The organism is Pseudomonas sp. WS 5503, from assembly GCF_012985385.1.
Taxonomy (GTDB): domain Bacteria; phylum Pseudomonadota; class Gammaproteobacteria; order Pseudomonadales; family Pseudomonadaceae; genus Aquipseudomonas; species Aquipseudomonas paracarnis.
Window position 1 is genome coordinate 419,256 of record NZ_JAAQWI010000002.1, and the last position, 13,625, is coordinate 432,880.

At 60.5% G+C, this 13,625-nt stretch carries 13 protein-coding genes; 4 read left to right on the forward strand and 9 right to left on the reverse strand.

All coding sequences use genetic code 11. The annotated features are described in order from the left end of the window. Window positions 1–50 precede the first annotated feature (50 nt). Complete coding sequence (locus HBO10_RS07725) at window positions 51–1,715, reverse strand: bifunctional diguanylate cyclase/phosphodiesterase (RefSeq protein WP_034129063.1); 1,665 nt, start codon at window positions 1,713–1,715, stop codon at window positions 51–53. 266 nt (window positions 1,716–1,981) lie between these two features. Between HBO10_RS07725 and rep the strand changes: the two genes are divergently transcribed. Then, entirely contained in the window at window positions 1,982–3,991 is a 2,010-nt protein-coding gene (gene rep / locus HBO10_RS07730) for a DNA helicase Rep (RefSeq protein WP_034129064.1), read from the forward strand. Between the two features lie 58 nt (window positions 3,992–4,049). Then, window positions 4,050–4,622 carry a xanthine phosphoribosyltransferase gene (locus HBO10_RS07735; protein ID WP_003195447.1) on the forward strand — a complete coding sequence of 191 codons (573 nt, stop codon included), beginning with the start codon at window positions 4,050–4,052 and terminating at the stop codon, window positions 4,620–4,622. 116 nt (window positions 4,623–4,738) lie between these two features. Here the strand turns inward: HBO10_RS07735 and HBO10_RS07740 are convergent, their stop codons facing one another. From HBO10_RS07740 to dadA, 6 genes are all read right to left on the reverse strand, one after another. Further along, window positions 4,739–6,661: an acetyl-CoA hydrolase/transferase C-terminal domain-containing protein gene (locus HBO10_RS07740; protein ID WP_034129080.1), complete on the reverse strand. Its 1,923-nt coding sequence runs from the start codon at window positions 6,659–6,661 to the stop codon at window positions 4,739–4,741. Between the two features lie 138 nt (window positions 6,662–6,799). Continuing rightward, window positions 6,800–7,210, reverse strand: a complete 411-nt coding sequence (locus HBO10_RS07745) for a c-type cytochrome (RefSeq protein ID WP_034129081.1) — start codon at window positions 7,208–7,210, stop codon at window positions 6,800–6,802. Window positions 7,211–7,392: 182 nt separating this feature from the next. Beyond that, entirely contained in the window at window positions 7,393–7,941 is a 549-nt protein-coding gene (locus HBO10_RS07750) for a cupin domain-containing protein (protein WP_014720470.1), read from the reverse strand. Window positions 7,942–8,057: 116 nt separating this feature from the next. Then, a complete protein-coding gene (gene alr, locus HBO10_RS07755) occupies window positions 8,058–9,131 on the reverse strand; it encodes an alanine racemase (protein ID WP_034129082.1) in 1,074 nt (357 codons plus the stop codon). Between the two features lie 79 nt (window positions 9,132–9,210). Then, window positions 9,211–9,564 (reverse strand): RidA family protein, encoded by a 354-nt coding sequence (locus HBO10_RS07760; protein WP_034129083.1) that lies wholly within the window; start codon window positions 9,562–9,564, stop codon window positions 9,211–9,213. Continuing rightward, window positions 9,536–10,837, reverse strand: coding sequence for a D-amino acid dehydrogenase (dadA, locus tag HBO10_RS07765; protein WP_034129084.1), 1,302 nt, complete (start codon window positions 10,835–10,837; stop codon window positions 9,536–9,538). The genes HBO10_RS07760 and dadA overlap by 29 nt, the downstream gene beginning before the upstream one ends. Before the next feature lie 156 nt (window positions 10,838–10,993). Here dadA and HBO10_RS07770 point away from each other — a divergent pair, with 156 nt between their 5' ends. Further along, window positions 10,994–11,482 carry an Lrp/AsnC ligand binding domain-containing protein gene (locus HBO10_RS07770; protein ID WP_003176896.1) on the forward strand — a complete coding sequence of 163 codons (489 nt, stop codon included), beginning with the start codon at window positions 10,994–10,996 and terminating at the stop codon, window positions 11,480–11,482. A 71-nt stretch (window positions 11,483–11,553) separates the two neighbouring features. Here the strand turns inward: HBO10_RS07770 and HBO10_RS07775 are convergent, their stop codons facing one another. Beyond that, on the reverse strand, window positions 11,554–11,907 hold the full coding sequence (locus HBO10_RS07775; RefSeq protein WP_003195461.1) for a YkgJ family cysteine cluster protein: 354 nt from the start codon (window positions 11,905–11,907) through the stop codon (window positions 11,554–11,556). A gap of 115 nt (window positions 11,908–12,022) precedes the next feature. On the opposite strand from HBO10_RS07775, the gene HBO10_RS07780 reads away from it, so the two are divergent. After that, complete coding sequence (locus HBO10_RS07780) at window positions 12,023–13,315, forward strand: FAD-binding oxidoreductase (protein ID WP_034129085.1); 1,293 nt, start codon at window positions 12,023–12,025, stop codon at window positions 13,313–13,315. Here the strand turns inward: HBO10_RS07780 and HBO10_RS07785 are convergent, their stop codons facing one another. Then, window positions 13,316–13,540: a DUF1127 domain-containing protein gene (locus tag HBO10_RS07785; RefSeq protein ID WP_034129086.1), complete on the reverse strand. Its 225-nt coding sequence runs from the start codon at window positions 13,538–13,540 to the stop codon at window positions 13,316–13,318. Between the last annotated feature and the right edge of the window lie 85 nt (window positions 13,541–13,625).

The following is a 13,625-nucleotide window of genomic DNA, read 5'->3' on the forward strand; positions in this document are numbered from 1 at the left end:
GACCGCTATCGCAGGCAAGCCAGCTCCCACATTTGAACCACTTTGAAGGCTTAACCCAACAGCGCCTGCTGGCTTTGCCCGAACATCAGGTATTCCACCAGCTCGGGCAGCGGCAACGGCTTGCTGATCAGGTAACCCTGGACCTGGTCGCACCCAAACAAGCGCAAAAGCTCAAGCTGCTCAGGGGTTTCCACGCCTTCGGCGACCACTTCCAGGTTGAGGTTGTGGGCCAGGTTGATCATGGCGTGCACCAGCTTGCGGTTTTCTTCGCGCTCTTCCATGCCGCCGACAAAGCTCTTGTCGATCTTCAACAAGGCAATCGGCAGGCTGTTAAGGTGCACAAACGACGAAAAACCGGTGCCGAAATCATCCAGGGAAAACCGCACACCCAGCCGGCCAAGGGCGTCCATGGTCTGCTTGACCAGGTCGCTGCGGCGCATCACGGCGGTTTCGGTCAATTCGAACTCCAGCCATTGCGCTTCCACGCCGCGCTCGGCAATCAGGCGGCTGAGGGTAGACAGCAACTGACTGTCCTGGAACTGGCGAAACGACAGGTTGACCGCCATGTGCAGCGGCGGCAGGCCGCGTTCACGCAGGTCTTGCATGTCGCGCAGGGCTCGGGAGATCACCCAGTAGCCCAATGGCACGATCAAGCCACTCTGTTCGGCCAGCGGCACGAACTCGCTGGGCGGCAACAAGCCGCGCTCGCCGTGACGCCAGCGCACCAGGGCTTCGAGGCCAACGATATGACCGTCGTCCAGGTCCAGGCGCGGCTGGTAATGCAGCTCCAACTCATCGCGACGCAAAGCCCGGCGCAGTTCACTTTCCAGGTCGGCCAGGCTGCGCGCGTTGCGGTTGATGCGTTCATTGAAGATATGAAAGGTACAGCCCTGGGTGCTTTTGGCCTGCTGCATGGCGATATGGGCATGCCACATCAACGGGTCGGCGCCAGCGCGGGCTCGAGCATGGGCCATGCCCAGGCTGCAACCGATCAACAGGCTTTCGCCATCCACCCAATAGGGTTCGGCCATCACTTCGGTGATGCGCTCGGCCATCCATTCGGCGCGCTGGGGCGCCCGGCGGGTATCGATCAACAAGGCAAACTCATCGCTGCCCAGGCGCGCCAGTTGGTCCCCGGCTTCGAGCTGGCTCTTGAGCCGCGACACCACTTGCAGGATCAAACGGTCGCCCGCCTGATGGCCGAGGGCATCGTTGGCATGACGAAAATTGTCCAGGTCCAGATGGCCGAGGGCCAGGCCACGGCCTTCGTTTTCTGCCAGCCGGGCGGCCAGCAAGGTCTGGAAGCCCTGACGGTTGGCAATACCGGTGAGCGGGTCTTGCTCGGCCAGGCGCTGCAAGGTGTTTTCCAGCACGCCGCGCTCGCGCACATGGCGCAGGCAGCGGCGCAATGTGTCGGCGTCCAATGCATCCAACACCAACCAATCGCTGACACCCAGCGGCGCCACCAGTGGCTCCTGCTCCAGCAACAATACACACGGCAGGCTGCACCGGCCGGGGCCGGGCTGCAGGCTGGGCGTGGTCAATAACACAGCACCCTGGTCGTCATCGAACAGGCGGCTTACCGAGTCCCAGTTGGGCGCACTGATCAGCACAGCCCCTTCGCCCATCGGCTCCAGGCACTCGCGCAACAACGCTGCCCACTCGGGCTCATCGGCCAGCAGCAGCAAACGCAAGGGTTCGACAGGCGTAGACACGCTAACTCCCTAGACTCTGCAAAATTTCATTAGCGGTGCCATTATGACGTGCGGCCTGACAATGACAAAGGATGACAAATGATAGGTGTTATCAAACACGTAGACTGTAAATATTAGTCTCGAATAATCCTTAACATCCTGCGGCAAAGTAGCAAAACCGGCAAATTTAGATCGAGTGGTACGTCACACCGTCGTTCTATGGCAGCAGAATCTTTCCAGCCTGTTAAAATGCCCGCCCTTTTGAACAACGACCCCTGAAATTCCGTATGTCCCGACTCAACCCCCGGCAGCGAGAAGCCGTGAACTACGTCGGCGGCCCTCTATTGGTGCTCGCCGGTGCAGGCTCCGGCAAGACCAGCGTGATCACGCGCAAGATCGCGCACTTGATCCAGAACTGCGGCATCCGCGCCCAGTACATCGTCGCCATGACCTTCACCAACAAGGCGGCGCGGGAAATGAAAGAGCGGGTCGGCACCCTGCTCAAGGGTGGCGAAGGCCGTGGCCTCACCGTGTGCACCTTCCACAACCTGGGCCTGAACATCATCCGCAAGGAGCATGTGCGACTGGGCTACAAGCCGGGCTTCTCGATCTTTGACGAGACCGACGTCAAGGCCCTGATGACCGACATCATGCAGAAGGAATACGCGGGCGACGACGGCGTCGACGAAATCAAGAACATGATCGGCTCGTGGAAAAACGACCTGATCCTGCCCGCCGAAGCCCTGGAAGCTGCACGCAACCCCAAGGAGCAGACCGCTGCCATCGTCTACACCCACTACCAGCGCACGCTCAAGGCGTTCAACGCCGTGGACTTCGACGACCTGATCCTGCTGCCAGTCAAGCTGTTCCAAGAGCACAAGGACATCCTGGAGAAGTGGCAGAACAAGGTGCGTTACCTGCTGGTGGACGAATACCAGGACACCAACGCCAGCCAATACCTGCTGGTGAAATTACTGATCGGCACGCGCAACCAGTTCACCGTGGTGGGCGACGACGACCAGTCGATCTACGCCTGGCGCGGCGCCCGCCCGGAAAACCTGATGCTGCTCAAGGAAGACTACCCCTCCTTGAAAGTGGTGATGCTGGAGCAGAACTACCGCTCCACCAGCCGCATCCTGCGTTGCGCCAACGTGCTGATCTCCAACAACCCCCACGAGTTTGAAAAACAACTGTGGAGCGAGATGGGCCATGGCGACGAGATCCGTGTGATCCGCTGCCGCAACGAAGACGCCGAAGCCGAGCGCGTCGCCGTGGAAATCCTCAGCCTGCACTTGCGCACCGACCGGCCCTACAGCGACTTTGCGATCCTGTATCGCGGCAACTACCAGGCCAAGCTGATCGAGCTGAAACTGCAGCATCATCAGGTGCCGTATCGCCTGTCGGGCGGCAACAGCTTTTTCGGACGCCAGGAAGTCAAAGACCTGATGGCCTACTTCCGGCTGATCGTGAACCCGGACGACGACAACGCCTTCCTGCGCGTGATCAACGTGCCGCGCCGGGAAATCGGCTCCACCACCCTGGAAAAGCTCGGCAACTACGCCACCGAACGCAAGATCTCGATGTACGCCGCCACCGACGAAATCGGCCTGGGCGAACACCTGGACACGCGCTTCACTGATCGCCTGTCACGCTTCAAGCGCTTCATGGACAAGGTCCGCGAGCAGTGCGCCGGCGAAGACCCGATCAGCGCCCTGCGCAGCATGGTCATGGACATCGACTATGAAAACTGGCTGCGCACCAACAGCTCCAGCGACAAGGCCGCCGATTACCGCATGGGCAACGTCTGGTTCCTGATCGAAGCGTTGAAGAACACCCTGGAAAAAGACGAAGACGGCGAGATGACCGTCGAGGACGCCATCGGCAAGCTGGTGTTGCGCGACATGCTCGAGCGCCAGCAAGAAGAGGAAGACGGTGCCGAAGGCGTGCAGATGATGACCTTGCATGCGTCCAAGGGCCTGGAGTTTCCCTACGTGTTCATCATGGGCATGGAAGAGGAAATCCTCCCGCACCGCTCCAGCATCGAAGCCGACACCATCGAGGAAGAACGCCGCCTGGCCTACGTGGGCATTACCCGCGCACGTCAGACCCTGGCCTTCACCTTTGCAGCCAAGCGCAAGCAATACGGTGAAATCATCGATTGTGCCCCCAGCCGGTTCCTGGATGAACTGCCGCCGGACGACCTGGCCTGGGAAGGCAATGACGACACTCCCACCGAGGTGAAGGCCGTTCGCGGCAACACCGCCTTGGCGGATATACGCGCGATGTTAAAGCGCTAGAATCGACTACTTTTTAATCTACTTTCGGCGCACAACGCGCCATTAGAGGAAGCTTTCCGTGGAAGCACTGCACAAGAAAATTCGCGAAGAAGGCATCGTGCTTTCCGATCAGGTCCTCAAGGTTGACGCCTTTCTGAACCACCAGATCGACCCGGCACTGATGAAACTGATCGGCGACGAGTTCGCCGCACTGTTCAAGGATTCGGGCATCACCAAGATCGTCACCATCGAAGCGTCGGGCATTGCCCCGGCGATCATGACCGGGCTGAACCTGGGTGTGCCGGTGATCTTCGCGCGCAAGCAGCAATCCTTGACGCTCACGGAAAACCTGCTGTCGGCCACGGTGTATTCCTTCACCAAGAAAACCGAAAGCACCGTGGCGATCTCCCCGCGCCACCTGACCAGCAGCGACCGCGTGCTGGTGATCGATGACTTTTTGGCCAACGGCAAGGCGTCCCAGGCGCTGATCTCGATCATCAAGCAGGCCGGCGCGACCGTAGCCGGCTTGGGCATTGTGATCGAGAAGTCGTTCCAGGGTGGGCGTGCAGAACTGGATGCACAGGGTTATCGGGTTGAGTCGCTGGCGCGGGTGAAGTCGCTGGCCGGTGGTGTCGTGACCTTTATCGAGTAATCACTGTGTGGGAGCTGGCTTGCCTGCGATAGCGGTGTGTCAGTCGACAGAGATGTCGACTGACACACCGCTATCGCAGGCAAGCCAGCTCCCACATTAGGTTTTGCGTTGCGCCGTCAGTGGGCGGTGGCCTGCAGTCCGGCCAGCAGCAAGCGTTGATACAGGTCTTCCTTGATGCCCTCCGGCTTATCCAAGCGCATCCGCTGCAAATGCTCGGGAAACGCCTCCGGCTCCGGCGCGTCGAGTGCCGCCTTGCCCAACTCCAGAATTTCCGTGAGCTTGAATTTGCTCTTGAGCCAGTTCAGCGCCCGCAACAAGTCCCGCTCCTCATCCGTGAAGTCACAGCCCAGGGGGTATTCGGGGAACAAGCGACGGTGCCTGGCCTGAATCGCCTGGAGCCGCTGCGGCGTGTTGTCGGCAAAACGCGGATCCAACTGGAAATCCTTGGGCAGTTTGCCGGCCTTTTGCGCCTGCTCAATCAAGTCGTGCTGGAACCTTGAGTCAGTGATGTTCAGCAACGCTTCGATCACCTTGGCATCCGTCTGACCCCGCAAGTCGGCAATACCGTATTCGGTAATGACGATATCCCGCAGGTGCCGGGGAATGGTGCAGTGGCCGTACTCCCAGACGATATTGGAACTGACCTCACCCGCCGACTCGCGCCAGCTGCGCAAAATCAGGATTGAGCGTGCACCTTCCAGCGCATGCCCCTGGGCCACGAAATTGTATTGCCCACCCACGCCACTGAGCACGCGACCGTCTTCCAACTGATCAGCCACGCCAGCACCGAGCAAGGTGACCATGATGGCGCTGTTGATAAACCGCGCATCCAGGCGCTGCAGGCGCTTGAGTTCTTCCTGGCCGTACAGCTCGTTGATGTAGCTGATGCGGGTCATGTTGAACGCCTGGCGCTTGGCGTGGGTCATTTCCTGCAGACGCTGGTAAAAACTGCGCGGCCCCAGGAAGAAACCGCCATGGATCGACACGCCATCGGGTTGCGCCGCGTCGTCCAGGGTGCCCGCGTTGGCCTGCATCTGGGTCGCCACGTCCGGGTAGACCTTGCGCCGCACGATCCCGGCATCCGCCAATACCAGCAGGCCGTTGACGAACATCTCGCTGCAACCGTAAAGGCCACGGGCAAACGGCTCGACGCCGCCTTCGCGGCTGATCAACGGCGCCCACTGGTACACATCCAAGTCGGTGAGCAACAGGCGATAGGCTTCGTTGTCGGCCTGGCGCGCCAGCAAGGCAGCCGTCAGTGCATCGCCCATGGAGCCGATGCCAATCTGCAACGTACCGCCATCACGCACCAGGGTGCTGGCATGCAGGCCGATAAAATGATCCTGAAAGCCCACCGGCATGTTCGGAGTGGAGAACAGCGTGGTGCTGTCTTTTTCATCCAGCAGGTAGTCGAACTCATCCATGCCCAACTCGGCATCGCCAGGCATGTAGGGCAAATCGCTATGGACCTGGCCGACGACCAGAATGGTCTCCCCAGCCGCGCGGCGCTTGGCGATCATGGGCATCAGGTCGAGGGTGATATCCGGGTTGCAGCTCAGGCTCAGGCGGTCGGGATGCTCGCTGCTACTGGCAACCAATTGCGCCACCAGGTTCAGGCCGGCGGCATTGATGTCGCGGGCCGCATGGCTGTAGTTGCTGCTGACGTAATCCTGTTGCGCCGCGGCGCTGTGGAGCAAGCTGCCGGGCTGCATGAAGAATTGCTGCACACGGATATTCTTCGGCAGGCTGCCCTTGTGCAGGTCCGCGAGGAAATCCAACTCGGGGTAGTCGCCAAACACTCGTTCGATGAAAGGTTCGATAAAGCGCTTTTGAAGACCGTTACCCTGCGTAGGACGGCCCAGGCTCAAGGCCGTATAGAGCGTCAGCGCCCGTTCGGGCAATTTTGCGATGCGCCGGTACAGCGCGTTGACGAACAGATTGGGCTTGCCCAGCCCCAGCGGCATGCCCATGTGGATATGCGCCGGCAGGCGCTCCAGTACGTCGTCAACTGCTTGCTCGATTGAACACAACTGCACCATCCGACTGCTCCCGAACATTCCATGAATTAGGGGTTGGACCGAGCTTGCCGGGTCTTTGCTGCAATGAACAGCCTGAATACCAAATCGCGGGCACAAAAAAGCCGCTGGTAAGCGGCATTTTTGACGAAGATCGGCCGATTACAGCCCGGACATCTTCTTGATCGCACCCTTGAGGTCGTCATCCGAACAATCAGCGCAGGTGCCTTTGGGCGGCATGGCGTTGATACCGGTGATGGCCTTGGCCAGGATGCCATCGAGGCCACCTTGATGGTCGGCGCGTTCTTTCCATGCGGCGGTGTCGCCAATTTTTGGCGCACCCAAAAGGCCGCTGCCGTGGCACGCATTACAGTGCTTGGCGATGATCTCATCGGGGGTTTTCGCGCCGCCGCCGCCGGCTGCCACGGCAACTTCCATGCCCTTGCATTCCTGGCCCTGGACGCAAACCTGGCCCACAGGCTCCAGGCGCTTGGCAATGTCATCATTGGTCGCAGCTTGAGCGCTGACAGCCCATAGGGCCAGTACGGTTGCTGGTGCAGCCAGCATTTTCATAATTAGGTTCACGCGTTCACCCTCAATGGTGGCTATTCACGCCTGCGGCCACGGTTTCGCAGGCGGCGAAAGTATAACGGTTAGCCCGCCCGGCCGAAACAACCCTATTAAATAAAGGGAGATTCGGCCTCACGGTGTACATCTGCGGGAACCTCTGCAACGCTGGCAGGGCGCCTCTATTCTTAAAAGTTCGCGGGTGTGGCTGCGCTGATTAGTCGCGCCGGCACGTCGAACGGATTGCGAAAACGATGAGGCCTGGTGCTTTCAAAGTAGTAGCTATCGCCCGCTTCGAGCACAAAAGTTTCAAGACCGACCACCAATTCCAGGCGCCCTTCCACCAGAATTCCGGTTTCTTCGCCTTCATGGGTGAGCATTTCTTCGCCCGTGTCGGCACCCGGAGGGTAGATTTCATTGAGAAATGCGATAGCCCGGCTTGGGCGCGCCCGGCCCACCAGTTTCATGGTGACGGCACCGTCAGAGATGTCGATCAGCTCATTGGCTTTATAGACGATCTGCGTCGGTATTTCCTGGAGCACTTCTTCGGAGAAGAACTCGACCATGGACATGGGGATACCGCCCAACACCTTGCGCAGGGAGCTGATCGAGGGGCTGACGCTGTTTTTCTCGATCATCGAAATGGTGCTGTTGGTGACGCCCGCACGCTTGGCGAGCTCACGCTGGGAAAGACCTTTGAGTTTACGGATGGATTGCAGTCGTTCGCCGACGTCCAATGCAGGAGCCTCCTAGGATTCAGGCTTTGTTGTAATTGAGCGTTATCATGGCGACAGCGTTCAGTATTTACAACACTTGGGCCTAAATCCCGGTGTGCTCGGTTCGTTGCCGGCGGCTAAGCGCCGCTATAGAGCCTTGGCACTCGGCGCAGATTGCAGAAAATCTGATAGGGGATGGTCTCGGCGGCCACGGCAACATCACTGGCGAGGATGTGCTTGCCCCACAACTCTACGGTGGAACCAAGGCCCGCCTGGGGCAAGTCGGTGAGGTCGACACACAGCATGTCCATGGACACGCGCCCCAGCAGCCGGCTGCGCTGGCCAGCGACCAGCACCGGGGTACCGGTCGGCGCATGACGTGGGTAACCGTCGGCATAACCCATGGCAACCACGCCGATGCGCATCGGCTTGGGCGTGACGAACCTGGCGCCGTAGCCCACCGGCTCACCGGCCGGCAACTCGCGCACGCAGATGACTTTGGACTCCAGGGTCATCACAGGCTGCAAGCGCGCGGCGAGGGCCTGGTCTTCGCCAAAGGGCGTTGCGCCATAAAGCATGATACCGGGGCGCACCCAGTCGCTGGACACGCTTGGCCAGCCCAATACAGACGGTGAGTTGCGCAGGCTCACCTCAGCCGCCAGCCCCTGGCGCGCCGCCTCAAACACCGTTACTTGTTCGTTGCTGCTGACGCAATCGAGCTCATCGGCGCGGGCAAAATGGCTCATCAGCACGATTTTCGCCACTTTGCCACTCGCCAGCAGGCGCTGATACGCCTCCTGGTAATCCTTGGGGTGCAGGCCCACACGGTGCATGCCCGAGTCCAGCTTCAGCCACACTGTCAGCGGCTTGCTCAAACGAGCTTGCTCGATGGCGTCCAACTGCCAAAGCGAATGCACCACGCACCACAAATCCTGCTCGATGATCAGCGGCAACTCGTCGGCTTCGAAAAAACCTTCCAGCAGCAACACCGGCGCACGAATGCCGGCGGCGCGCAGTTCCAGCGCTTCCTCGATGCACGCCACCGCGAACCCGTCGGCTTGCGCCTCCAGTGCCTGGGCCACGGGCACCGCGCCATGGCCGTAGGCATCGGCCTTGATCACGGCGAGGGCCTTGGCCCCGGTGACTTCTCGGGCCAATTGGTAGTTATGGCGCAGGGCTTGGAGATCGATCAGGGCACGGGCTGGACGCATGGCGGCAGGCTTCTAGGCAGCAAAGTCAATAAAAAACCGGTGCCGACCAACAACGCCGGCACCGGGAGAGGGATCGTTGTTAAGGCAGCGCAGCCACGACAGACAGCTCTACCAGAATCTCGGGTTCGCACAGCTTGGCTTGGACCGTGGCTCGGGCCGGGGCGACGCCTTTGGGCAGCCATTTGTCCCATACCGCGTTCATCAAAGCGAAGTCGGCGTCGATGTCCTTCAGGTAGATCGTTACCGACAGCAACCTGGACTTGTCGGTACCCGCAAGGTCCAGCAAGCGCTCGATATTGATCAGGGTTTCACGGGTCTGCTGCTCAATCCCGGCGCTCATGTCGTCGCCAACTTGCCCTGCCAGGTACACGGTACCGCTGTGGACAACGATCTGGCTCATGCGCTCATTGGTGAGCTGGCGCTGGATTGACATGTTGTGCGGACTCCTGGTGGTTGCCATAACGGGAAATATCGAGGCCTGCGGCGCTGATCTGCGGCGTTTTCTTCGCCATCAGGTCGGCCAGCAAGCGACCTGAACCACAGGCCATGGTCCAACCGAGGGTACCGTGGCCTGTATTCAGGAACAGGTTCTTGAACGGCGTGGCACCCACAATCGGTGTACCGTCCGGGGTGGTCGGGCGCAGGCCGGTCCAGAAACTGGCCTGGGCCAGATCGCCGCCCTGAGGATAAAGGTCGTTGACGATCATCTCCAGGGTTTCACGTCGCCGCGGGTTCAGCGACAGGTCAAAACCGGCTATTTCAGCCATGCCACCGACGCGAATACGGTTGTCGAAACGGGTGATCGCGACTTTGTAGGTTTCATCAAGAATGGTCGAGGTCGGCGCCATTGCCGGGTTAGTGATCGGCACAGTCAGCGAATAACCCTTGAGCGGGTACACCGGCGCCTTGATCCCCAACGGCTTGAGCAACTTGGGCGAGTAACTGCCGAGAGCCAGTACATAGCGGTCGGCAGTTTCCAGCTTGCCGTCGATCAGCACACCGTTGATGCGGTCGCCTGCGTAGTCCAGGCGCTGGATGTCTTGTTCGAAGCGGAATTCCACGCCCAATTGTTTGCACATTTCGACCAGGCGCGTGGTGAACATCTGGCAATCGCCCGTCTGGTCGTTGGGCAGGCGCAAGGCACCCGCGAGAATATCGGTGACGCTGGCCAGGGCCGGTTCAACCCGGGCAATGCCGGCTCGGTCGAGCAATTCGAATGGCACGCCGGACTCTTTCAGCACGGCGATGTCCTTGGCGGCGCCATCGAGCTGGGCCTGGGTGCGGAACAGTTGGGTAGTCCCGAGGCTGCGCCCCTCGTAGGCAATGCCGGTCTCGGCGCGCAATTCGTCAAGGCAGTCGCGGCTGTACTCGGACAGGCGCACCATGCGTTCCTTGTTCACCGCGTAGCGGCTAGCCGTGCAGTTGCGCAGCATCTGCGCCATCCACAGGTATTGGTCGATATCGGCGGTGGCCTTGATCGCCAGCGGCGCGTGGCGCTGAAGCAGCCATTTGATGGCCTTGAGCGGCACACCCGGCGCGGCCCATGGCGAGGCGTAGCCAGGGGACACCTGACCGGCGTTAGCGAAACTGGTTTCCATGGCAGCGGCAGGCTGACGATCAACCACCACAACGTCCAAGCCGGCCCGCGCCAAATAGTAGGCACTGGTCACCCCAATGACGCCGCTACCCAAGACCAGAACGCGCATTTTTATATCCTCATCGCGGGCTCAGCCGCTGACGTGTGTTATTCGAGCAATGATGGGCGCAGTGTAAAAAACAATCGGCAGTGCATTTCACTATATAAATGCCTATATTTGGCGACAATTCTTGGCAAAAACCCTTTTGACAGAGGCGTATCCCCTATGCGTACCAACACCCAGACCAAGCGGGAGCTGGACAAGATCGACCGCAATATCCTGCGCATCCTGCAAACCGACGGGCGCATCTCGTTCACGGAGCTGGGGGAAAAGGTCGGGCTGTCCACCACGCCCTGCACCGAGCGCGTGCGGCGCCTGGAGCGCGAAGGGATCATCATGGGCTACAACGCACGGCTCAATCCCCAGCATTTGAAAGGAAGTTTGCTGGTATTTGTCGAGATCAGCCTGGATTACAAGTCGGGTGACACCTTTGAAGAATTTCGCCGAGCCGTGCTGAAACTGCCTCACGTGCTGGAGTGCCATCTGGTGTCGGGTGATTTCGACTACCTGGTGAAAGCGCGAATCTCGGAGATGGCGTCGTACCGCAAATTGCTGGGCGATATCCTGCTCAAACTCCCCCATGTGCGGGAATCCAAAAGCTATATCGTGATGGAAGAGGTGAAAGAGAGCCTGAACCTGCCGATCCCTGACTGACCCACTGACACAACACGGTCAAATGTGGGAGCTGGCAAGCCAGCTCCCACAGTTTTAAACGAGTACATCCGCTAGACCAGCACCTGCCGGGTACTCGCCATGTACTCATGAATCTGCTTCTCCACCCGCGGATGAATCAGCTCCACTGGCCGGCGGCCATTAGGGCACGGCAAGGTCTTGGTGGTGCCGAACAGGCGACAGATCAGCGGCCGCTCGTCATACACCGTGCAACCCTTGGGCCCCAGGTGTACGCAGTTCAGCTCGTCCATCGCCGCCTCTTGCTCGGCAGCGGTCTTGCGCGGCAGACGCGACATTTCCTCGGGCGAGGTGGTCACCGGCCCACAGCAGTCGTGGCAACCGGGAACGCACTCGAACGAAGGAATCTGGCGACGCAGCGCGCTGATTTTCTGACTGTTGCAACTCATCGAAACCCATACCGAACGGCGAATAGACGTGGATTCTGACGCAAAACGCCCCGCGCAGACAGCGTCGTGCGACCCCTGTATCCTGCGTCAAATTTTCCAGACAGGGAGGTTCCCCATGACCGCCAGCGCCCGGCACACCGCTTCCTACTACGCCGCCAGCAGCGTGCCGCAACCGGATTACCCGACGCTGACGGGTGAGGTGAACGCCGATGTCTGTGTGATCGGCGGGGGGTTCTCCGGGCTCAACACCGCCCTGGAGTTGGCCGAGCGCGGCTTTCGCGTGGTGTTGGTGGAGGCGCGCAAGATCGGCTGGGGCGCCAGCGGGCGCAATGGCGGCCAGTTGATTCGCGGTGTCGGCCACGGGCTGGATCAGTTCACCCAGGTGATCGGCAGCGACGGCGTGCGCCAGATGAAGCTGATGGGCCTGGAAGCCGTGGAGATCGTGCGCGAGCGTGTGGAGCGCTTCCAGATCCCCTGTGACCTGACCTGGGGCTACTGCGACCTGGCCAACAAACCCCGCGACCTACAGGGCCTGGCCGAGGATGCCGAAGAGCTGCGCAGCCTGGGCTACCGCCACGAAGTGCGCCTGTTGCAAGCCAGCGAGATGGGCACCGTAATCGGCTCTGATCGCTATGTAGGCGGCATGATCGACATGGGTTCCGGCCATCTGCACCCGCTGAACCTGGCACTGGGTGAGGCTGCCGTTGCCCAGCAGTTGGGCGTGGCGCTGTACGAGCAATCCCAAGTGACCCGTATCGACTATGGCCCTGAGGTCAAGGTGCATACCGCCCAAGGCACTGTGCGCGCCAAGACCCTGGTACTGGCCTGCAATGCCTACCTGAACGGGCTCAACCCGCAACTGAGTGGCAAGGTGCTGCCCGCCGGCAGCTACATCATTGCCACCGAGCCCTTGAGCGACGCGCAAGCCACCCGCCTGTTACCGCAGAACATGGCCGTGTGTGACCAGCGCGTGACGGTGGATTACTTCCGCCTGTCCGCCGACCGCCGCCTGTTGTTCGGCGGCGCCTGCCACTACTCCGGCCGAGACCCCAAGGACATCGGCGCCTACATGCGACCGAAGATGCTGCAGGTATTCCCCCAATTGGCAGACGTGAAAATCGACTACCAATGGGGCGGCATGATCGGCATCGGCGCCAACCGCCTGCCGCAGATTGGCCGCCTGGCCGATCAACCCAACGTGTATTACGCCCAGGCCTATGCCGGCCATGGCCTCAACGCCACGCATCTGGCGGGCAAGCTGCTGGCCGAGGCCATCAGCGGCCAGCAACAGGGGCGCTTCGATCTGTTCGCCCAGGTGCCACACATCACCTTCCCCGGCGGCAAACACCTGCGTTCGCCGTTGCTGGCCCTGGGGATGCTCTGGCACCGCCTTAAAGAACTGCTCTGATCAATCGCGCCAGAAGGGTTTCAAACCCTCACGGCGCGCCTGCTCGGCGGTCAGCCCGATGTCGCGTAACTGCTCGCGGCTCAGGTCCAGCAGGGCCTTGCGCGTATGGCGACGGCGCCAGAACAGATTCCAGCGGCCAGGCGCCGAGGCAGTGATCACCTGCTCCTGCGCCACGTCCAGTTCCTGACTGCGTAACGCCAGCCGTACATCGCTCATGCCGCTCATTTGACTGCCCCTCATTGGCCTGTTGTCTTGAGTGATCAGCATGCGCGGGCGGCCAGAACCATTACAGATTCAGCCAACTTTTAAT